The sequence below is a fragment of the Algoriphagus sp. A40 genome (assembly GCF_002002735.1).
In the GTDB taxonomy this organism is placed as follows: domain Bacteria; phylum Bacteroidota; class Bacteroidia; order Cytophagales; family Cyclobacteriaceae; genus Algoriphagus.
The window spans coordinates 16,336-36,747 of record NZ_MUNY01000044.1; the positions used below are offsets into that span (position 1 = coordinate 16,336).

At 45.9% G+C, this 20,412-nt stretch carries 17 protein-coding genes; 8 read left to right on the plus strand and 9 right to left on the minus strand.

Going from position 1 to position 20,412, the window contains the following annotated elements; all coding sequences use genetic code 11:
* Positions 1-27: 27 nt before the first annotated feature.
* Both B0E43_RS27905 and B0E43_RS27910 read left to right on the plus strand, forming a co-directional pair.
* Positions 28-609 carry a protoglobin domain-containing protein gene (locus tag B0E43_RS27905; protein ID WP_077348017.1) on the plus strand — a complete coding sequence of 194 codons (582 nt, stop codon included), beginning with the start codon at positions 28-30 and terminating at the stop codon, positions 607-609.
* A gap of 426 nt (positions 610-1,035) precedes the next feature.
* Positions 1,036-1,818 carry an MBL fold metallo-hydrolase gene (locus B0E43_RS27910; RefSeq protein WP_077348019.1) on the plus strand — a complete coding sequence of 261 codons (783 nt, stop codon included), beginning with the start codon at positions 1,036-1,038 and terminating at the stop codon, positions 1,816-1,818.
* 20 nt (positions 1,819-1,838) lie between these two features.
* On the opposite strand, the gene B0E43_RS27915 is transcribed toward B0E43_RS27910, so the two are convergent.
* The 5 genes from B0E43_RS27915 to B0E43_RS27935 form a co-directional block, all read right to left on the minus strand.
* A complete protein-coding gene (locus B0E43_RS27915; RefSeq protein ID WP_077348289.1) occupies positions 1,839-3,278 on the minus strand; it encodes a sigma-54 dependent transcriptional regulator in 1,440 nt (479 codons plus the stop codon).
* A gap of 71 nt (positions 3,279-3,349) precedes the next feature.
* Complete coding sequence (locus B0E43_RS27920) at positions 3,350-5,140, minus strand: sensor histidine kinase (RefSeq protein WP_077348021.1); 1,791 nt, start codon at positions 5,138-5,140, stop codon at positions 3,350-3,352.
* Positions 5,141-5,150: 10 nt separating this feature from the next.
* Positions 5,151-5,615, minus strand: coding sequence for a hypothetical protein (locus tag B0E43_RS27925; protein ID WP_168171906.1), 465 nt, complete (start codon positions 5,613-5,615; stop codon positions 5,151-5,153).
* Between the two features lie 42 nt (positions 5,616-5,657).
* Positions 5,658-8,345, minus strand: a complete 2,688-nt coding sequence (locus B0E43_RS27930) for a sigma 54-interacting transcriptional regulator (RefSeq protein WP_254423376.1) — start codon at positions 8,343-8,345, stop codon at positions 5,658-5,660.
* 276 nt (positions 8,346-8,621) lie between these two features.
* Positions 8,622-9,506 (minus strand): AraC family transcriptional regulator, encoded by an 885-nt coding sequence (locus B0E43_RS27935; RefSeq protein ID WP_077348025.1) that lies wholly within the window; start codon positions 9,504-9,506, stop codon positions 8,622-8,624.
* Between the two features lie 414 nt (positions 9,507-9,920).
* Between B0E43_RS27935 and B0E43_RS27940 the strand changes: the two genes are divergently transcribed.
* The 5 genes from B0E43_RS27940 (at position 9,921) to B0E43_RS27960 (ending at position 15,055) form a co-directional block, all read left to right on the plus strand.
* Complete coding sequence (locus B0E43_RS27940) at positions 9,921-10,490, plus strand: RNA polymerase sigma factor (protein ID WP_077348293.1); 570 nt, start codon at positions 9,921-9,923, stop codon at positions 10,488-10,490.
* Positions 10,459-11,688, plus strand: a complete 1,230-nt coding sequence (locus B0E43_RS27945; protein ID WP_077348027.1) for a hypothetical protein — start codon at positions 10,459-10,461, stop codon at positions 11,686-11,688. Before B0E43_RS27940 ends, B0E43_RS27945 begins: the two co-directional genes overlap by 32 nt.
* Positions 11,689-12,804: 1,116 nt before the next feature.
* On the plus strand, positions 12,805-13,191 hold the full coding sequence (locus tag B0E43_RS27950) for a 2-polyprenyl-6-methoxyphenol hydroxylase (protein WP_077348029.1): 387 nt from the start codon (positions 12,805-12,807) through the stop codon (positions 13,189-13,191).
* A 195-nt stretch (positions 13,192-13,386) separates the two neighbouring features.
* Positions 13,387-13,935, plus strand: coding sequence for a YceI family protein (locus B0E43_RS27955; protein ID WP_077348031.1), 549 nt, complete (start codon positions 13,387-13,389; stop codon positions 13,933-13,935).
* 256 nt (positions 13,936-14,191) lie between these two features.
* Positions 14,192-15,055 carry a DUF5777 family beta-barrel protein gene (locus B0E43_RS27960; RefSeq protein ID WP_139352688.1) on the plus strand — a complete coding sequence of 288 codons (864 nt, stop codon included), beginning with the start codon at positions 14,192-14,194 and terminating at the stop codon, positions 15,053-15,055.
* 661 nt (positions 15,056-15,716) lie between these two features.
* Here B0E43_RS27960 and B0E43_RS27965 read toward each other — a convergent pair.
* The 3 genes from B0E43_RS27965 to B0E43_RS27975 all read right to left on the minus strand — a co-directional run bounded on the left by B0E43_RS27965 (position 15,717) and on the right by B0E43_RS27975 (position 17,215).
* Positions 15,717-15,887 carry a hypothetical protein gene (locus B0E43_RS27965; RefSeq protein ID WP_217349141.1) on the minus strand — a complete coding sequence of 57 codons (171 nt, stop codon included), beginning with the start codon at positions 15,885-15,887 and terminating at the stop codon, positions 15,717-15,719.
* Positions 15,888-15,961: 74 nt separating this feature from the next.
* Positions 15,962-16,891: a hypothetical protein gene (locus B0E43_RS27970; protein ID WP_077348035.1), complete on the minus strand. Its 930-nt coding sequence runs from the start codon at positions 16,889-16,891 to the stop codon at positions 15,962-15,964.
* A 51-nt stretch (positions 16,892-16,942) separates the two neighbouring features.
* Complete coding sequence (locus tag B0E43_RS27975) at positions 16,943-17,215, minus strand: zinc ribbon domain-containing protein (RefSeq protein ID WP_077348037.1); 273 nt, start codon at positions 17,213-17,215, stop codon at positions 16,943-16,945.
* 574 nt (positions 17,216-17,789) lie between these two features.
* Here B0E43_RS27975 and B0E43_RS27980 point away from each other — a divergent pair.
* Positions 17,790-18,458 (plus strand): YiiX/YebB-like N1pC/P60 family cysteine hydrolase, encoded by a 669-nt coding sequence (locus B0E43_RS27980; RefSeq protein ID WP_077348041.1) that lies wholly within the window; start codon positions 17,790-17,792, stop codon positions 18,456-18,458.
* Between the two features lie 257 nt (positions 18,459-18,715).
* Here the strand turns inward: B0E43_RS27980 and B0E43_RS27985 are convergent, their stop codons facing one another.
* The gene (locus B0E43_RS27985; protein WP_217349142.1) at positions 18,716-20,326 is read right to left on the minus strand and encodes a metallophosphoesterase family protein; all 1,611 of its coding nucleotides are present in this window, start codon (positions 20,324-20,326) and stop codon (positions 18,716-18,718) included.
* Positions 20,327-20,412: the final 86 nt, after the last annotated feature.

Below are 20,412 nucleotides of genomic sequence, written 5' to 3' on the forward strand. Positions count from 1 at the left end.
ACGCTACAATTTTTAATCCCAATAAGAATGGAAACTATCAAAGGTTACGATTATGGAAATCAAGCCCTGGAGCAAAGCCCCGTGACATTGGAGCAGATGGACCTACTCAAAAAAACCCTCCTTTGGACCCCTGACGATGATGAATATCTGAAGCTTGCAGGACAAGTCCTTCAAGACCAAACCGGGGACATCCTGGACTTATGGTATGGCTATGTGGGAAGTCACAGTCATTTGCTACACTATTTTGCCAAAGAGGGGCAGCCGGATATGAACTACCTTGGCGCAGTCAGAGCGCGGTTTGAAAAGTGGGTGCTGGACCTCTGCAATCGCTCCTACGATCAGACTTGGCTCAACTACCAACATGAAATTGCCAAGCGGCATCATAGCACCAAAAAGAACGTGACCGACGGAGCCAATGCCGTTCCGATCATCCATTACCGGTATTTGATTGCATTTATCTATCCGATCACTGCCACAATCAGAAATTTTCTTTGTGCCAAAAATCATTCTCAGGAAGAAATCGATGGGATGTTTGCCGCCTGGTTCAAGGCAGTTACTTTGACCGTTATCCTTTGGACCCATCCTTATATCCGGGAGGGAGAATTTTAAAAAATATGAATGTCCGCAATGATACCAGTAGGCAAATTAAATTGAAGTAGTAGATATGAAGGTCAAAGTTTGGAAGTTTTAGATCCGAAGGATCATAACAATTCATAACCCCCGGTATAGCCGGGGGTAAAGTCAGCTCAATAAAAAAAGGAGCCCCGAAGGGGTGATACTTTGAGGTTTCACCTTTTCAGGGCTCAAAGGAAGGGAATTCAATGGCTACCCTGCACTTCGTACAGGGTCATGAATGGTTTGGCTCCCTCGGAGCTACATAAGAAGTCAATTTGAATTTTTGTAAAATTATCGACCTTCCAAATTTTACTCTTCTTTCATCTTTGTGTGGGTGCCTAGCGGATATACATTTTAAATAAACCTCGGTCTTTCTCTCCCATAAGTTACTTTGTCAAATATTGTTCGAAAATACGAGGTATGGATATCCAGATTACCCACATCGACACAGCATGCATTCTATTGGAAATCAATGGATTCAAAATATTAACCGATCCTACTCTGGATCAAGCCGGAGGGATTTACCACCATGGATTTGGCACTTTTTCCAAGAAAACTTCCAATCCGTCCTTGCAGTCCTCGGCCCTCACCGGAGTGGAATTGATCTTGCTCAGCCATCATCAGCACAAGGATAATTTTGACAACAGAGGAAAGGAATTTACTTCAAATGTCTCTACCGTTCTGTCCACCAAGCAAGCAGCAAAGGCAATCCCGGGAGTAACTGGTTTGAAGGAATGGGAGTCAGTTGCGATCCAGACTCCGGCAGTGCAGGGTTTGCGGATCACGGCCACCCCTGCTCAGCACCGACCCTGGTGGGTTCCCGAAGTTCTTTCCGGAAAGGTGATTGGCTTTATCATTGAATTCGAAGCGCAAAAAAACGGCGTCATCTACATCTCTGGTGACACGGTGTATTTCAAGGGAATCCATGAAATTGCTCGCAGATTTCAGATCGATCTGGCGATAATGCATGTGGGATCGGTTCAGTTTCGGTACCTGACCGGTTTTGGAAGGTACACGATGGACAGTAAGGATTTGTTAAAATCCATCCAAGTGCTCAAGCCCCGACAGGTGATCCCAATCCACTCCAAAGGCTGGACTCACTTCAAAGAATCTGAAAGTGACTTAAAAACCACTCTCTCCGAGGATCCCTTGCTGGCAAAGAAAATCATGTATCTGCAATCGGGAGTAAAAACTGCGCTGTAGGACAGTAAAGTCTGAACTGCCTATTTTGACTTTACAAAAAAGGTCTTTCCGGTATCGATTCCCAGTTTTTTCATCTTGGAGTTGAGTGTTGAGACATTGATACCGAGCAGATTGGCAGCTCCGTCCACACCGGAAACTTTACCCCGGCAGTGCTTCAAGGCGGTGATGATATGTGCCCGCTCCATCTCGTCAATCGTCTGAATCGACTCCTCATTTTTTTGGATCTCAGGTTTGGAGGATTCCGGCAAAGGGATCGAATTAATCACAGCGCCCGAATTCATCAGGACCGTCCGTTCCATCAGGTGTTCCAGTTCACGGATATTTCCCGGCCAGGAATAATCCAGCAAGGGGCCTATTGCGGATTCAGCAACAGTCATGTGACCCCGACCAAGTTTCTTGGCATACAAATCAACAAAATGTCTGGCAAGTACAGGAATATCCTCTTTTCGCTCACGAAGAGCCGGAAGCGTCAATGGGAACACATTCAACCGGTAGTACAAATCCATCCGGAATTTGCCCATTGCAACTTCGTATTCCAGATTTCTATTTGTGGCGGCAATTATCCGCACGTTGATCTTGATGGTGGCATTACCCCCAATACGTTCGATTTCCCTTTCCTGGAGCACACGCAAAAATTTCACCTGAACGTCAATTGGCATCTCGCTGATTTCATCCAGTAAAATGGTTCCGTTTTGAGCAAGCTCAAACTTTCCAATCCGCCGCTCCGAGGCTCCTGTAAATGCCCCGCGCTCGTGACCAAAAAGTTCGGATTCGACCAAAGCCGTTGGCAATGCTGCACAATTGACCCGGATGTAAGGCTTGCCTTTTCTGGACGAAAGCTCATGAATACAGGCTCCAATCCGCTCTTTTCCCGTACCACTTTCTCCAAGAATCAATACGGAAGTATCAGTTGGCGCGACGATGGCCAATTGGCTTAGGACGTTTTTCAGGAGCTGACTTCTGCCGACGATTCCCTGAAAAGCAATCACCTCGCTGTCGCTTTGCTCCCGTTTTTTTCCGAGGTACCTGTGATCAAGCTGTTGCTCATGAGTATCCGACATCTCTCCTCTCCTCCTCATCGCTTCCAGACTGTTCGAATGCAGGTATCGGGCGATTTCCAGTGTAACCAACACATCTTTTTCGCGGAAAGGCTTCACCAAAAACCCGTAAGGACAGGTTGCTTTTGCTGCTTCCAAGGTATCCTTATTCGAATTGGCCGAGAGGTAGATAAATGGAATGTTTTGCTTTCGGAGCGTTTTGGCCAGGTCTATCCCTGTCAGGGGGCCTTTGAGGTAAATGTCCAGCAAAACCAGATCAGGAACTTCTTTTTCGATTAATGACAGGGCAATCGGAACAGATCGGGCGATGCCAATCACCTCATAGCCCTTGGTTTCCAGCATTTCCTGGAGATTATTGGCTTCGACAAATTGGTCCTCTACGATGAGTATCTTCTCTTTCATTTTTGCATTCTGAGATTTCATTTCTTTTTCCACACGGTTTTTCAAAGGATTGAAATCTGAAAAACCTTGGGTCATTGTTTCTTTAATTCGGCCACAAAGCCTTCATCCTGGAGGATTGACTCCTTAAAGGTGACCTTAATCGTGGTCCCTGATACTGAATCCATCTCCAATTCACCACCAATATCCTCCGAAAGTCCCCGCATCAGTTTTAGCCCTAATGAGTCCAGTTTGTTAGTTTGCATTTCGACAGGAAACCCGATGCCGTTGTCGGTAATCAACAGCTGGGTCGTTTCCGGACTGACATAGCTAAAACTCACATGAATCTCATTGGATTTCCTGGTTCCGAAGGCATACTTGATGCTGTTAGTGACCGCTTCGTTCAGGATCAACCCGACTGGAATTGCCTGAGAGATATCCAACAGGATCTTTTCCACACGGAGATGGAATCGAATCCCCTGTTTCACCTGAAAACTATCCTTGAGATACTGGATCAGTTCGGGAATGTAGACCGACATGTCGATCTTGCCGAAAGCGTTGTTTTGATAAAGTTTCTGGTGGATAAGTGACATGGCATAAACCCTGTTCTTACTGTTTTCAATAGCCAATAGCGCATCATTTTCGAGGTAAAAAGACTGCGATTCCAACAGGCTGATCACGGTCTGCAGGTTGTTTTTGACCCGGTGATGGATCTCCTTGAGCAGCCATTCCTTTTCTGAGAGGAGATGCTCCAATGCAGAATTTTTTTCACTGATGACCCGCTGTTGGGCCTTCATTTTCTTGATTTGACGAAAAATAATGTATGTCAGCCCGATCAGGATCAAGAATGACATTGTGACCAAAACTGCATAGGTAATGAGTTTCTTCTTTTCGCTCTCTACCGCTCTGATCCGCTCTTGGTTGATCAGGGGGAGCAGGACATTCAACTGGGTTTTCCTGGTAAAAGAGCCGTAAAAATTGGCGTCATCGGCGGCTTTTTGGATCAGTTTGGCAGAGTTCCCCAAATCCCCTTCCTTGAAAAGCAGGTTTGCCAAGTAGTAGGTGGCAGCGGTCTCCTTGGTCGATGATTCAATGTCGGCGATGGATGCCTGAACGAGCAGACGGATCGCTTCGTCTGTTTGCCCTCTCCGCGTATAAATATCGCTCAAAGTCGATGCGGTCACCGCCACCTGGCTTTTGCTCAGGTTAGGCAGGGCAAGCAGCCGGTGAAGCAGGACTGACGCCGAATCGAGCTCCGAATCCATCAGTACCTTTAAACCCCGATAATATGCCTGCTGGTATCCTGTGTCCGGATAGTGCCTGATTGCGGAATCGAGGTAAGCCTTTCCCTTTTCCACCGTTCTTGAGCGGAAAAGTTTGTCCGGTGTTTGCTCTACCATTTCGTAGTGATACCTCGATAGCAACGCATAGTAATCCGCCTTGTCGATGCCTGAGAGTAGCCCCGCATCTATCAAATCCAGCGAGTCCGAGGCCTGATTGAGCTTCCCCGAAGAGACCAGTACGAAAGATGATTTGAGTTTGGACAAGGCGACTTTCTGCGGGTCACCCAGGCGCAAAGCAACATCCTGCATTCTCCTGGAAAACGCAAATGCTGAGTCTGCCCTGAACTTCTCATATTCAAGATAGACAGCAAGATAGTGTTCAAACAGAAAAGCATCCGCGGAGTCCGTTTTCTGTTGACCCAGGGTCTCCAGTCGGATCATCTTCTGCTCGTCGTAACGCTCGCTCTCAGCCAGCGTCTCAACCAGACGTTTTACCTCCGCTTTGGCAGAAGTCTGGCAATAGGCTCCGGACATCACACCCAAGCAGGCCATCGGGAGTAAAATCATCCGGCTGATCCGATACCGACCTGATAAATTGGACATATGCGTCGTATTAATCTGTGCTTGGCTGTGAATCAATCGGGATCAGGATGTCCGAATCGTCCAAATTGCGAAGCACCTTGCAGTACACGTCTATGCAGGCACCTGAACGAAACAGCACCGCCAACTGGTAGATTTTTTCGTCTCGGGGTACACCAAAAAACTCCCTGATATTGGGGATCGAATATTCCCAGTTGTTTTTGCCAACCGGCGTGGCCAGCGCAGCCGAATCACGGGATCCCCAAGTGAACTTGACATACCGCCAGTCCAATTCGTGCTCAGACTTGCTGGTGATCACACCCAAATGAACATACACATCTCCGGTATAATCGAGCAAACCCTGGTTTCCTTTCGTGGCATTGACCCGAATTCTCAAATTATCTGTATCACTTGGGTGATTTGGAGATACTTTGACCAGTTTCCCGCAAGAGGAAAGAACAAAGAACAGCAAGAGTAAAACTGCTACCGAATGCGGCAAAGGGGACTGTTTGGACTTTTGTTTTTGGGAGCAAAACATGAGTTAGATTTCGTTAAAAGGGTTTGCTTTTTGGATTCCAAGCTTCTTGATTTTTGAGTTTAGCGTAGAGACGTTCAAACCAAGCGTCTCAGCCGCTCCGCCCTTTCCGAAAATCTTTCCCCCGCATCGCTCCAAGACATGGAGGATATGGTCCCGTTCATTCTCTTCGTGGGTTTTGAGTATTTCAGGACCGGACACTGCCACATTGGATAAGCCCATTTCAGTTGGAAGAACGACACTCTTCAGGATACTTCCTTTGCAAAGAAGCACGCTCCGCTCGATCAAATGCTCCAACTCCCGCACATTTCCGGGCCAGGAATACGCCAGCAGAGATTTCATGGCGCTGCTGGATATGGCTGTCACATTTCTGCCTGTTTTCTGGGAGTACTTGTGTAAAAAATGGGCCGCCAGAGGCGAAATGTCTTCTTTTCGATCCCTAAGAGGCGGTATGACGATGGGGAAAACATTCAGACGATAATAGAGGTCACTTCTGAAACTACCCTCATAGACGGCTTTCTCCAGATTCCGGTTGGTAGCCGCGATAATCCTGACGTCCGTTTTAATGGTATTTTGTCCCCCTACCCGCTCAAACTCCAACTCCTGCAGTGCCCTGAGAAGCTTTGGCTGAAGATGGAGCGGCAGTTCACCGATCTCGTCCAGAAATAGGGTCCCCTGATTGGCGAGTTCAAACTTGCCGATTCTCCGCTCATGCGCTCCGGTGAATGCCCCTTTTTCATGGCCAAACAGTTCACTTTCAATCAGGTTTTCTGGGATTGATGCACAGTTTACCTTGACCATCAATCTCCTTTTTCGGCCAGAGCAATTGTGAATCGCTCTGGCGAGTAATTCCTTGCCTGTGCCGGTTTCACCCATGATCAGAATTGAGGTGTCAGTTTTTGAAACAGTCTCCAACTTTTCATAGACTTCCTTCATTGGCCCGCTTGAGCCTATAATCTCCTCAAAGGCATAATTGCTGCTGATCTCCTGCTGAAGGTAAACCTTCTCTTCCTCCAGCTGCTCCTTGTATTGCCTGATTTCGCCAAGTTGCTGTTCGATCTGTCCGTTTGCCATGATATTGGCGACCGCAGTACCGAGCAGATGACCAATGCCCTCGAAGATATTCAGTTGAAAATCACTGATAGCTTTCTTTTTGGGCGAAAAAGTAAACAGTACACCTATTGCAACATTTCTGTCCCGGAGTGAGGTCCCGAACATTTCAACCGTACCCGTATCCAGCATGAATTTGACATAGGAAGGGACCGGGCCTTTTTTGACCATGTCTTCCAAGTCAAATCTGACCGGCACTTTGGAATACAGTGCTTTTTCAAAAACTCCATCAGGAAAGGTGTGGTGTCTGTCCCGCATTTTTGGATAATCCGCTCTGATCATTCGCGGGGATTGCTCATTGACCAAAAAAGAACTGAAAGTAGTGGGATTTTCGCGGTCGATCTTGGCAATACTGATGTCGGAATAGAATGAAAAATTCTTAAGCTGCTGAACCAGCAAAGGCCCCAACTCTTCTTTTCTTCGAATCGACGCAAGCTCTCTTCCCATTGCCAACAAAATCGCATTCTCCTTCTCCTTTCGCAGCAACTGCTCCAACACCATCTGTTTGGAGATGGCGATAGAAAGAGGGTAGGAAATCCGCTGCATCAGCCTGAGCCTGGATTCGGTGAAAATCCCCCGCTCCTCTGACATCAACACCAGAAGTCCCCGCAGACTATTGCCATCGACCAATTTCACCACCGCTATTTCACTGATCCCTGATTTTGAGATAAAATCCAGCGACTGGACACCAGACTGAAGTGCCTGTGCGACATCCAGCACCTTGGGGACATGGGCAAATGAATCATCAGAATCACCTACCGGATATGCCCTGCAGATAGCATCCTCAAATTCCGGATGGAAAAGCCTTTTCTCCGACACCCTGTAGCTATAAATCTCATAGATCGACTTTTCAGGATTGAAAACCGTCACTGCAGCGTCATCGTATCCAATTTGGGATTTTAGACTTTGGGACAAGAAGATCGCTATATCGGCTTTTCTCCGTATTGCAGCAATTTGGTTGCTGATCTCCAGCAAAACCTCATTCTCAACTTTCAGACGTTTTGACTTTTCCTCTTCCAGGATATTTCCGACTGTAATAGAGAGAAGATTACCGATCTGATCTAGCAAGGCTCCATGAGCCGAGTGAAACCCCTGATTCTTGGACCAGAGCGTAATGACGCCGAAGCGATTGTCGCCAAAACTCAGATTCTTGGATAAACTTTCGACAAAGCCGCTGCTAATCAACAGTTCAAGAGTATTTGGAGTGTAATCCCATTCAGAAGCGTCGTTCAGATCGAAGATCATTGCCTTTTTTGAATCCAGAACACGGCCGATAAATCCTCCTCCAATCGGAATTTTCTGACTGAGTATAGCTTCCAAAGTGCGGTGAGCCACAAATGATTCATCTCCAACCCGCAGGATCGGATCCAGTGTCTTACTTTCAGAATCTACCAGGCAAAGAAAAATAGCCTGTGTATCAAACAATTTCTTGAGTCTCGGGAAAACATTTTCTAGCAAATCATTCTTGTCGCGGACGCTGCAGATGTTCTGATACAGATCCAAAAGTACATTCTTCTCCGAATCGCTCTTGGACAAGAGAGGATCAGTGAAGTCCTGAATATTTTGAGAACTGTTCTTGTTCATTTTAATTTCTCTTAAAAGCAGGGTCTACACCATTGGGTTCCAAAAAATTATGTCAAAATAAACAGCCTGTCCACTTTCACCAATTGGCGAAATATCAACAATAAACCCATCAAATAAAACTGATATTCAAACATTTAAAGACACAATTGCAGCCCTGCTGGAAATCCGAGTAAATGGTACAACTAGTGCGATGAATTAGACAAATTCAAAGCTGTGACTACAAAAAAATTCAACCGGAAAACCAAACGCAGGTATTCGACTCAGACCTCAAAAAGATCAAGAATACGTCGATTTGATTTCCTTGAGGTAATTTGAAAAATTCATACCGGCGTAATTTTTGAAAAATTTACTGAAATGGGCATAGTCCACAAATCCCAGGCGGTTTGCGATTTCCTTCATCCTCATTTGCGAATACATCGCGTACCGTTTCGCTTCCATCACCAGGTACTGCTGAATATGATGGCTCGCCGGAGAGCCGGTGATTTTCTTAACCACCGAGTTGAGGTAATTAGGCGTAACGCATAGTATCTCTGCGTATTCGGACACCATTTTCTTTGTCTGGTGGTAGCCAGGCAACAGGCTCAAAAATCTCTTCAACAGCTCCCGGTCACCGGTGGAGGAAATGTCCGCCCGGCTGTCGGCCAGATTTCTGGTCAGGTAGAGCATGAAAATATTAAGCCAGGCTCTCAGGAGTTCGGACTGCATGGTCGAGCATCTGCTTACCTCTTTTTTGATTTTGCAAAGAATCTGTTCAAGCTCACCTTCAAGCCCCTCCTCAATCTCCAATTCCCGCGATTCACCCGAAAAATCAAAGATCGATGCCATTTCAAACCGGTTTTGCAGGAGATGAAAAAAGTCGGGTAAGATCGAAATATAATATCCTTCACAATCAGAATTTGCCTCCATCTGCCTCACCTGACCCGGAGCTAGGCAATAGACCGACTTGTCTTTTAAGACAAAACTTGCGGCATCGACATTTGCCAGCGCAGCTCCACTCCTAATCCAATAAATTTCATAAGATTTTAGCCTTTTAGGCTGACTGATGCCTACAGCTTGGTTGAAATCTCCTGATTCAAGAGGCCAAATAATGATCGGCTCCTTGTGTGATAAAAAGGATTGGCGGGTACTTGATGAAAAATCAGTGTATAAAATAGCTTCCATGACGACATTTAGAAAAACTTACTTCGCAATGGTCAAGGATAGTGCCGTTATTATATATCACTGTTATTCAGTTACTTAATTAAAATTCACCCATAATACCTTAGTGATATTTCGCTAATTATTGAGCTTGATGACGAGATTTAGACTTAAAGCATGAAAATATTGAGGGAAGCTTCGACTAGCTCAGTACAGGTGTTGTATGGGGAATACTTCGACTAGCTACCTACAAGTGTTGAATGAGGAATGAAGAATGCCGAAGGATGGAGACGGGGGAAAGTTGGAGAATTAGGAATACTTCGCTTAGCTCAGTACAAGTGTTGAATGGGCAATGCGGACATGCCTGTTATATTTTTTTTAGAAACCCACGCAACCAATGGTTAAATTACTGTGTATGGGCTATGCAATCAGCGGGATGTGAAATCTGAAAATCTGGACAAAAAAATCTGGCAAGGGCTATTGGGCAAAAATCGTAAAGCCCAGGAGGCACTGTATAAACTCTACTACAGTTACGGGATGAGTATATGCCTGCGGTATACCTCCACCCGCGATGAGGCGAAGGAAATTCTCCATGACGGTTTTATGGTTTTATTTTCCAAGCCGGAAAAATTTGATCCTGAACAGTCCTTTAAACCCTGGTTTAGGCGGGTTTTGGTGAATCTTTGTATCAATCTATTCAACAAACAACAAAAGCTAGTCCATCAAACAGGCTTTGAAATTCTTCCGGAATCCAAGGAAAGCCAGCCCAGTGCTTTGGATGTGATGCAATACGATGAATTACTAAAGTTGATTCAGAGATTGCCGCCCAGCTACCGAACGGTATTTAACCTCTACGTGCTGGATGGATTCAGCCATGAAGAGATCGCTGTGATGCTGGACATCAGCGTAGGAACTTCCAAATCCAATCTTTCCCGGGCAAAAGAAAAATTACGAGAGCTAATAAAACCCAGAACCCATGAGCAAGGAATCGTCCTACAAGAGCGATAAGGAGCTGGATGATCTCCTGAGAAAAATAGCCGATTCGGCAGAGATTCCTTTCTCCAAGGAGGATTGGGGGGATATGAAAGCGCGTTTAGACGAGCTGCCCAATCCTTCTCCGGCTGGTTGGGTGAAGAAAAACCGGGTTTGGGTTGGAGCCTTAATCCTGGGTCTCCTGGTTTCTGTGGCGGTTTGGAATTTCCTTCCGGTTAGCCAGGAGGAGGATCAAGTTGCAAAGGATTTGGAAACAGAAATTGTACCGAATGACAGCAAAACCGAAAAATCTGAATTGGCCGAAAAAGCCGGAGCAAATACCGCTGAGGACCTGATTGGCACAAAACCTTTGACTGCGGAGAAAGGTGCCGGGATTATTGGGGCAGCTTCTAATTCTAACGAGTATGTTGTTGCGATTGAAAATACGGGGTTGAATTCGGAGGTATTGGATCCCGGGCCTTTGGGAAATTCAGAAGGAAAAAAAACCGAAAGCAAAGCCATTCAATCGCGGCCCAATCCGCTCCCTTCTTTGGAAGTGGTCGCTTTTCGTGACGGGATGTCGGACTTTATTATAACCAAATCGAACCCAGGCGACCCTGTGGGAAGTGAGAGGAAAGCTTACAGCTTTGCCGGAAGATTCAGCCTTTCAGTTCAGGCAGCTCCGGATCTCAGCGGAATCGAAATGAATCAGGTTGAAAAAGCCGGAAATGCGGTGGGAATAGGCGCAGCCTACTTCTTGAGTCCCCGATTAAGTATTGCCAGTGGGGTATTTTACTCCTTTAAGCCTTACAGTTCGGAGAATGAGACGCACTATGGGTCTGCGGACGAGCCGGACTGGATCTTTGGTGAATGTGATATTCTGGACATCCCTATCAACCTGAGGTACTACCCTGTAGAAGGCAAGCTGCAGCGGGCATTTGTAAGCTTGGGGCTTTCCTCTTATCTGATGCTCAAAGAACATTATGAACTGGAATACGACTCCGGAACCGGCAACCCCTACACCAAGGAAATAAATGTCAGTGGCGAGAATAACCATTTCTTCGGAGTAGTCAATATCAGCGCGGGATACGAAAGGAAACTGGGAAGGCAATTGAGTGTCCAGGTTGAACCCTATTTCAAGGTGCCTATCAGCGGAGTGGGTGAAGGGGATATTTCCCTTAAAAGCACGGGGTTGTTTGTGGGCATTAATTATTATCCGGGGAGGTGGAAGTGATAGGTGGGCAGTGGGCAGTAGCAGTGGGCAGTGGCAGTCGCAGTGTTCAGAATACAGTAGGCAGTTGTAAGTAGTTAATAGTTAATCGTTATTAGAAAATGGTTATTGGTTGGCATTCTATGGCCGGTGAATTGAAAACAGAAACTCTATCATATTTGGCTACAGGTAGGTAAACAAATATTCCAATAAACTAATCCACAGTCTTATTAAGCTAGTTGAGTGCTCCTTGAAAAAGGTGTGGGGAAATGCTTTTGCTTATAAGTGGGGAGACGGAAGACCGGAGACGGAAGTTGGAAGTAGGAAGTTGGAGGTCTGAAGATGGAAGAAGGAATTTGGATTGCGGATGTAGGATGCTTAGGAAGGCACAGAGAACGGATTTGAAATCCTAAGGAACAAGGATTCAAACTGACCCTGAAAGGGTCGAACTATGAATAGCCCCGGGTGAGGCTGAGGCACGAAAGCCGTAACCCGGGGTAAGGAAGATCAAAGGCCTATTCCTCGGCGCAGGATTATTGGGAGAAAAGAGAAGTTGATACCGAGGTTCGGAGACGGTGTTTTGGTCGGATTAAAAATCCTATGGAAGGGCCTCGAAATTGCAAATTTCGAGGAGCGGGGATTGAAATCCTAAGGAACAAGGATTCAAACTGACCCTGAAAGGGTCGAACTATGAATAGCCCCGGGTGAGGTTGAGGCACGAAAGCCGTAACCCGGGGTAAGGAAGACCAAAGGCCTATTCCTCGGCGCAGGATTATTGGGAGAAAAGAGAAGTTGATGCCGAGGTTCGGAGACGGTGTTTTGGTCGGATTAAAAATCCTATGGAAGGGCCTCGAAATTGCAAATTTCGAGGAGCGGAGAGCGCGTGGTGGATTTCGGATGTCGGATTTCGGATGTCGGAAGACTGGAGACCGATGTAGTTGGCAGTGTTCAGTGTTCAGTCGCAGTTTGAAGTGGGCAGTCTGCGGTGAGTATTTGGAAGAGTTGTCGGGTTGTCTGTAGCGCGTTGTGGATTTCGGATGTCGGATTTGGGATGTCGGATTTCGGATTTCGGATTTTGGCCATTATCCAGAAATAAAACAAAAGCTCATTATCAATTAAAAATTTTAAACCCTTTTACATATGAAAGCGAAAAGATCCTCTCAGAATCTCCAATGGGCATTAATTGCAAGCCTGGCGGCCATACTTCTAATTTCCATTTCCTGCGCATCGGAATCGGAAGATCAGTTGCCGCCGCCGAGTGCTGTCCGATGTGAGACTAGCAATCCCTTGCTTTCGGCGGATGTTTCGCCCATCATCCAGCAAAACTGTGCAGTAGCAGGCTGCCATGTTTCCGGTACGGGTAGGGCTGATTTTACGATCAAGGATAATATTCTGCAGTATGCTAGCACCATTATGGCCAATACCCAGTCCGGATTTATGCCACCCGCAGGTTCGGGCAGATCCATCACAGCCACTCAAAAAGAATTGATCTACTGCTGGGTGACCAAAGGTGCACAGGACAATTAAAAAATTGGAAGACGGAAGACGGAAGACGGAAGTTGGAAGTCGGGAGACGGAAGTTGGAAGACGGATTCTTCGACGGGCAAAAGAGATTGCTTCGAGATCGATGACTTTAGGGATAGTTTAATAATTGGGTTGATCCCTCGCAATGACGGCAACGTGCAGTAAATCGGAAACACCTGAAAATCAAATTACAATCCTATGAAAAGGTTGGTCTTGTTGTCCTTTTTGCTATTTCAGGCCATGGAGGCTGGGGGACAAGTATTGCGCTCCGAAACGGGTTATGTCCGGTTTTTCAGCGATGCACTGATAGAGGATATCAGTGCCGAGAATGATCAAGCCAGTGCAATGTTTGACTTGGGAAGCGGGGATGCGGTTTTTCTTATTCCAATCATGGGCTTTGAGTTTAAAAAGTCGCTGATGCAGGAGCATTTCAATGAAAATTACCTGGAGTCTGAAAAATATCCTGAGGCTTATTTCCGTGGGAAAATCTCAGGTTATAGTCCCGTAAATACCAGTTCCAAGGCCATTGCCGAAGGAGAAATGACTATCCATGGGGTCAGCAGGAAGGTGAAAATCCCGGGAACAATTACTAAGCAAGGCGGGAAATTGATCCTTGAGGCTGTTTTTCCGATTGTTCTGAAAGATTACAATGTAGAAATCCCAAGGCTTATGTTTCAGAATATCGCCGAGGAGGTGGAGGTGACTGTGAGGTTTGGATTTAAAGGCGATTGGACTCAGGACAAGTGAGGGATGTCGGATGTCGGATTTCGGATTTCGGATGTCGGATGTCGGATGTCGGATGCTTCGACATACTTCGACAAGCTCAGTACGAGTGTTCAGTGCAGACAGCTCAGCACAAGTGTTGGAAGACCGAAGACGGTAGACGGTAGACGGAAGCGTCGACACGGTTCGACAGTCTACTGTCCACAGCCGCTTCAATTGTTACACTTTCGACTCTTTATTTGGCAAGGTGCACTTAGGAGGATACACATAAAACTGAATAATGGATTTGAAAAAGTTGTATTTCACCTGGATCATCTCAGTTGTTACATTTTCGGCGCAGGGCCAGGATCTGATAGAGCAACTGAAAGCAGACAAAAAACCTGCGTCCGAAATTGTTGCCGGAACATTCAAAGGTACCCGGATAATCAATGGTCAAACTGTTGAAACCAGGGGGAAGGGGAACCTGGATGTGATCATTTCCCACCGATTTGGAACTTTGAATTCCGGGGGGTACAATTTGTGGGGTTTGGATGATTCCAATGTCAGGCTGGGCTTGGAGTATTCCATTTCGGACCGAGTGACGGTTGGGTTTGGCCGGAATTCTTTGAACAAGGTGTATGACAGTTATATAAAAGCCAGGATTTTGCGGCAAAATACCCAGGGGATGCCAATTTCTGTCACCTGGGTTAGTGATATATCTGTTTACACCCTAAAAAGGCCAGAATTACCCATGAATTTCACGCGGAGGCTGCGCTATGTCCATCAGTTACTATTGGCCAGGAAGTTCAGTTCGGGCGTTTCCCTGCAATTGATGCCAAGTTTTGTCCACCGAAACCTGGTGCCAACCCAGGAGGAGCCCAACAATCTGGGGGCTTTGGGGATTGGCGGAAGAGTGGCGCTATCCAAGAGGGTCCATCTGACCGGGGAATATTACTACAGGTTTGGGAAAGACCTACCGGGATATAATTCCCTGGGAATCGGGGTGGATATAGAAACCGGAGGTCATGTTTTTCAACTTCATTTGACCAATTCCAATGAGATGACTCCATCCGGATTTATTCCTTCGACTCAGGGAAATTTCTTTGAAGGAGATATTCATTTTGGGTTTAATGTGGTCAGAGCGTTTCAGGTGGGGAGGAGGTAGGGATTTAAAGGTTAAAGGTTAAAAGTTAAAGGTTGTCTGCTGCGCGTTAGCAAGTTATCGAGTTGTCCGGTTTTCAGGTTGTCACTTTGTCGGGTTGGAGAATTGAAACCCATCCACAAGCTCAGTGCAAGAATTGGAAGATTTGAAAATTAGAAAATTGGATAGTACAGCCCCGATTATTAACTGGGAATAGCAGAAATGCAATTGGGACCCTGAAGGTGTCCAACCTTGAATAGCTTAGGGCGTGGTTCGACACCCTTCGACAGGCTCAGTGACCGAGCTCACCAACCACAACCTGGACACTCCTAATATTCTCTATTTCAGCAATATACGCAAAAAAAGTGGAACATCTGACTACCGCCACTCAGCCTAGGCAACAACAATCGACAATAACGGTACTGGTGCCCTCCTCCCGCAATTCTGCGGGACAGGCATTTAAGGAGGACTGAGCGTCAATGATTAGTCCAGTGGACTAATCTAGCGAAGGGCCAGATTCTAGGGGCGGCCACGTGCAGGGTTAGGGTGGGGTCAAAAAAACTCACGGATTTCGTTAGGCTTAGTTGGAAGGGGGCAGTTTGATCCGCCGCGATCGTCACCTCCCCTTGTCTTTTCCCCGTTTGTTTTTGCTAATTGATCTTCTGAAAAAGAACTGTTTTATCCTTCAATGAAATTTTTTTACCTCATAACCGTATTCAAGCAATTCCTTTTTATAATTCAGGAAGGAATGGTCAATTTCAATCCCTGCAATATTCTTAATTTCATCAAAAGACAATTTAAACGATTGTCCACCATTGTTTTTGATATGCTTCCACAAGAGATTATACTTGCTCATGATTTAAGGGTTGTCTTACACTTACCGCAATATCGCTAACCAACCCAAAACGAAAACTGAGTTGTCAGCAGTAGCTATCCAATTTTGAAATGTTCCATTACACGTAACATTCTCAAAGTGTTCCATCTGCTTGGTTTACCCGCCGTCTCCATTATAAGGTGTACCTGTCCCGGATGAGCAGCCTGCAAATTCCATGTTCCGTCTTTATTCTGCTTTTGATTCAGATAGGTTATAGCTTCTGCCATTCTGTTGTCCCAAGTGAGGCCCGCATATTGAAAATAATCCATTGCTCGGAGAATATCATACCGCCACCTGCAGGGATAAGACAATTTCAAGAAGTTTTTGTCAATCAGTTGACCTGTTCGGTCTGATAAAAACAATCGGTGCATCAGGATAAATTCGATTCCTGACTTTATGGCTTCAGATATTTCATTCTTTCTATAGGTGTAGCCTGCTTTCTGAAATTCGGTGAACCCTTCGAGAACTGAAATTGTGGAATGCAATGAACTGTGTGTTGCGCCACTTCTTGTTGTCCGACAGTTAAAGCCTCCGTCAGGCATTATCTCAGCAAGAATACTGTCAATAACGGACTGGAGTTTCTTTTCCGGAGTATCGAAATAAGAGGCGTAATTTAAAAACATTCCATTCACACATAAATCACTATGCTGAGTAGTGCTCGGTCCCAATCGGATGCCTCCATCGTCCGCTTTCTCGTTTTGAAGAACCAATGCAATACTCTCTTTCACAATTTCATTCTTTGAGGGAAGATTTAAATTGCGGAGGTCAAGTAAGGTGTAGTGAGTGGAGGTCCATTTGGGTTGATAGAATCTATCGCCCCAATGACCGTTTGAATGACGCTTTGATAGCAACTGATAGCCCCAGCCCCCGGCAGCTATTTTGTCTTGCAGTATCTTTTTATCTACTCCCAACAAATCGCGCCAAACTTGATATTGTATGGATACATCTCCTTCCAGTAACCAAGCTATGATTTGTGGTTTGTTCATTGACTAATTGGCTTCCGGTTTAGTTATAGTATCCGCCATTTGAGTGCGGAATCAGCGTTGCTTTTTCCATCTTTCCAATTTAGGGATGGGTCTGGTTGCCAACCATGCAAATAATCCATTTATCCCATCCTTCTTCATTTCCCGGATACAGAATTTCTGCATTTTTTCTGCTGTGTCAATCTCCGGAGGCGTTAAAAAAAGTCCATTTTCATAGCACATGGAGCAGTACTGCTTACTTCGCGTTCCGTCTTTTTCAGTTCCACCGCCTTTTTTGTCATTCTTTAGAGGATAACCGCAGCTTTGGCAGAATTTGTATTCTTTCATTGTTCCTGTTGATTATTGAAGTGTATCATTTGTCATAATTACAGGTAACAATTGCGATCAGGTCACTCCTAATATTCTCTATTTCAGCAATATCCGCAAAATAAGTGGAACATCTGACTCCCGCCACTCAGCTTAGCCGACAACAATCGACAATTAAGGTTTGAAGTCGGATATAGGCCTGACCTGCATCAGCCCTCTCTCTTCTACCTCACCCCAACCCTCTTCCCGCAATTCTTCGGGACAGGCTCTTTAGGAGAGGGCGATCGCACAGTGGTGGACATGGAGATTCCTATCCAATCCAAACTGCTCTCCTCCTGAGCCAAAAGGATCAGGAGGAACGGAAAATTAAGAAAGACACGAAAAACTGAAATCATGGTGAAATGATAGGTAAAAGCAGTGGCGCGGTAGGGTGCTGGCAGGACTCCGGAGAGGTTCGGCCATTCCCGGGATTCTGATTGGTAAAGGGAGTTTTTGAGCAGATGAATTCTAACTTTACACAAAAAAATCCCTTTGTCTACCCCAGTATTCACCTCCAAAAAGCTGGAAAAGTTAATCCGGAAATATATCAAGCCCTATGAAAAACCTTTTTGGTCTAATAGCGATCCTCTTTTGGCTGAACTTTATTTTCGTCCTGCCAGGAAAAGCACAGGAGAAAATATTCTATCACAATCTCAGGTTGCAGACAGGCGATCTGGTTTTTGTAGGGGCAAAAAAAGACCAGCTCTCCGGGGCGATTAATCGGGTCACCCAGCGTGATGAGAACGCGTCATTTGACCATGTCGGTATCCTGGAGGTGTCCGAGTCCGGCATCTTTATCCTCCACGCCAGTCCTAAAAAGGGATCGGTCCGTGAACCCTTGGACAGCCTGGTTACCGAAGCTACTGCGAAAACCAAACAATTGGCCGTCTATAGACTCACTGACGAGCACCAGTCTTCCATTCCTGAAGCGATCAACAATGCCAAGACCTTGCTGGGCAAGCCTTACAATTGGACTTATGTGCTCAACGATTCTTCCCTCTATTGTTCAGATTTTGTGGAGCGTTCCTTTCGGGATGCGGCACTGTTCCAGTTGGAGCCCATGACTTTCAAGGATCCCAAAACAGGCCAAACCGACACCTATTGGGCGGAATTTTATAAGAAGCTTGGGATGGAGGTACCAGAAGGACAGCCAGGCTGCAATCCCAATGGCCTGGCTGCGAGTGAGCATTTGAGGAAAGTGGGGGACCTTGAGCTCTACCAATAGCCTGACCAGAGTATTCTGATCAAATCCCTTGATCTCAAGTTTTTAACTTCCACAGTGCCATTTATCGCCTTCTATTAACACTTAAATTATCATGCAGGTTGGGAAAGGCCCAACCTGCCCCGCTATTCTTTTCTTTGTTGAAGGTGGGCAACGGAAAGTATGGTCTGTGGAGACACAGACCACGGAAAGGGAGGCCCAAATACTGGGTTTCACTCCGGTTGACCAGGCTTTAAAATGGGATCGGCATATTTCGGAATTTATTTGGTCACTCTTACTTCAAACCGGTCTTTAAGACAGCTTTGCGGATCTTCCACCTCGTAGATTGTCTTTGATGCAGTTGGTGATACGGTAATGCTGCGGTTGGTTTCTTTTGACTTATTCCAGGTATAATTTCCGACAAAAGAGGCTTTTAGGGTTAAGCTTTCACCTTTTTTGATCGTGATGATCTCGCTCTTGTTCACATCTTTCATCATGACAAAATGATCCTTTATCTCTCCATCAGATGCAATCCATTTTAAATCAAGCCGATTTTCGTTTACCTCGATCATCGAGGCCCCACCCAGTTCATAATTGGAGTAATACATCGCGTTGTGAGGATAAGTGGCCTGTCCCCTGCCCATTGCCCCCGCCGATCCGGAAACCACGTATACGGTACCCTGATTAGTCTCTGGGTCTTTGATATACGGACAGGAATCGTCTGTGCCATTATACAAAGCGGAAGAGGTACCGATATGATGCTTCGCTTTGTCAAAGGTTTCCTCCATACCAAAATGATCGTGCATTAAGCCTGATCTCTCGTATAAGTGGCTATGCCCGCAGATGATGAGATCAACACCATATCGCTCCAGAATTCGGATGAAATTTTCCCTGATCTTAATAAGTTCTCCCTCTCGGTCAGAATTATGGGACCCCATGGTGTAGGGCGGATGATGCCAGTAAGCAACCACCCATCCTCTTTTGGTATTTTTGAAAGCTTCCAGATCTTTTTTGATCCATTGCACCTGGGCACCGAGCGTATCATACATTCTGGATTCATTATCTTCTTTTCCGTAAGAATCCAAGGAAAGAAAATGAACATTTCCAATGTCAAAAGAATAAAAAGCGGGAGTTCCCGAAGGAACACCACCAGCTTCACCGTTCTCAGGCATTGAAAAATTCTGGTAGTATGCGATATCATGCGTAACCTGTGCCGTTGCCTTGAACTCGTAAAAATCATTGTAATCGTGATTGCCAGGTGCCGGAAATAGCGGGTATTTTTTCAACAGGTCATCCTTGTAGATGTTGAAAAACTTTTCCTGATACTCCGGGTCGGTACCAGAGGAATAGGCATTGTCGCCGAGCAATATCCAAGCATCCATCGGCTTATCACCGAGATATTTCTGCACTTGGTCCCTGACCAGTCGTTGATTGCTGGAATTTTTTCCACAGTCTCCAAATACTCCGATACGATAGGAACCTTCTGTACCCGCTTCCGGAAAGGTTACGAAATAATTGTCAGGGCCTTTTTGAAGCGTGTCCCCATTGCCCCCGCCGATAGAATAATAGTATTTGGTCCGGGGGCTCAATCCGATGAGCTTCACCTTGTGATCAAAGGTCAGAGTCGGGTCCGATGCCTGCAAGGTCAATCCGTCTTCGGTGGTCCCGTAGGTGACCACGCTGCGGGTCAAAGCATCCGTTCGCCAGCGAATGATGATGCTTTCGCTTGTGGCTACCTGCAGATATGGCCCCCTTAATAATTGGGCTAAAACGTCGGGAGTTTTCTCAGGTTTCACCACCTTGGCCGGTGTAGCTTTTGGCGCGTCCTGCGCATTGATTTCCGCTACCGAGATCATAACTATCCCGGCCATAAACAGTACTATTTTTTTCACCTTGTGCTTTTTTTTATATTGTTGATTGGTTAATGAATAAATTTTTCCAGTTGAAATTTTATCCCAGTCACCTCATAAGAGAAAGG

Bases quoted from the DNA above. Each gene is read 5' to 3' on its own strand.
- B0E43_RS27920 (WP_077348021.1), bottom strand. From the start codon at position 5,140: ATGTCCAATTTATCAGGTCGGTATCGGATCAGCCGGATGATTTTACTC.
- B0E43_RS27970 (WP_077348035.1), bottom strand. From the start codon at position 16,891: ATGAACAAACCACAAATCATAGCTTGGTTACTGGAAGGAGATGTATCC.
- B0E43_RS27965 (WP_217349141.1), bottom strand. From the start codon at position 15,887: ATGAGCAAGTATAATCTCTTGTGGAAGCATATCAAAAACAATGGTGGA.
- B0E43_RS27915 (WP_077348289.1), bottom strand. From the start codon at position 3,278: ATGAAAGAGAAGATACTCATCGTAGAGGACCAATTTGTCGAAGCCAAT.
- B0E43_RS27935 (WP_077348025.1), bottom strand. From the start codon at position 9,506: ATGGAAGCTATTTTATACACTGATTTTTCATCAAGTACCCGCCAATCC.
- B0E43_RS27975 (WP_077348037.1), bottom strand. From the start codon at position 17,215: ATGAAAGAATACAAATTCTGCCAAAGCTGCGGTTATCCTCTAAAGAAT.
- B0E43_RS27980 (WP_077348041.1), top strand. From the start codon at position 17,790: ATGAAAAACCTTTTTGGTCTAATAGCGATCCTCTTTTGGCTGAACTTT.
- B0E43_RS27960 (WP_139352688.1), top strand. From the start codon at position 14,192: ATGGATTTGAAAAAGTTGTATTTCACCTGGATCATCTCAGTTGTTACA.
- B0E43_RS27955 (WP_077348031.1), top strand. From the start codon at position 13,387: ATGAAAAGGTTGGTCTTGTTGTCCTTTTTGCTATTTCAGGCCATGGAG.
- B0E43_RS27945 (WP_077348027.1), top strand. From the start codon at position 10,459: ATGAGCAAGGAATCGTCCTACAAGAGCGATAAGGAGCTGGATGATCTC.
- B0E43_RS27910 (WP_077348019.1), top strand. From the start codon at position 1,036: ATGGATATCCAGATTACCCACATCGACACAGCATGCATTCTATTGGAA.
- B0E43_RS27950 (WP_077348029.1), top strand. From the start codon at position 12,805: ATGAAAGCGAAAAGATCCTCTCAGAATCTCCAATGGGCATTAATTGCA.
- B0E43_RS27930 (WP_254423376.1), bottom strand. From the start codon at position 8,345: ATGAACAAGAACAGTTCTCAAAATATTCAGGACTTCACTGATCCTCTC.
- B0E43_RS27905 (WP_077348017.1), top strand. From the start codon at position 28: ATGGAAACTATCAAAGGTTACGATTATGGAAATCAAGCCCTGGAGCAA.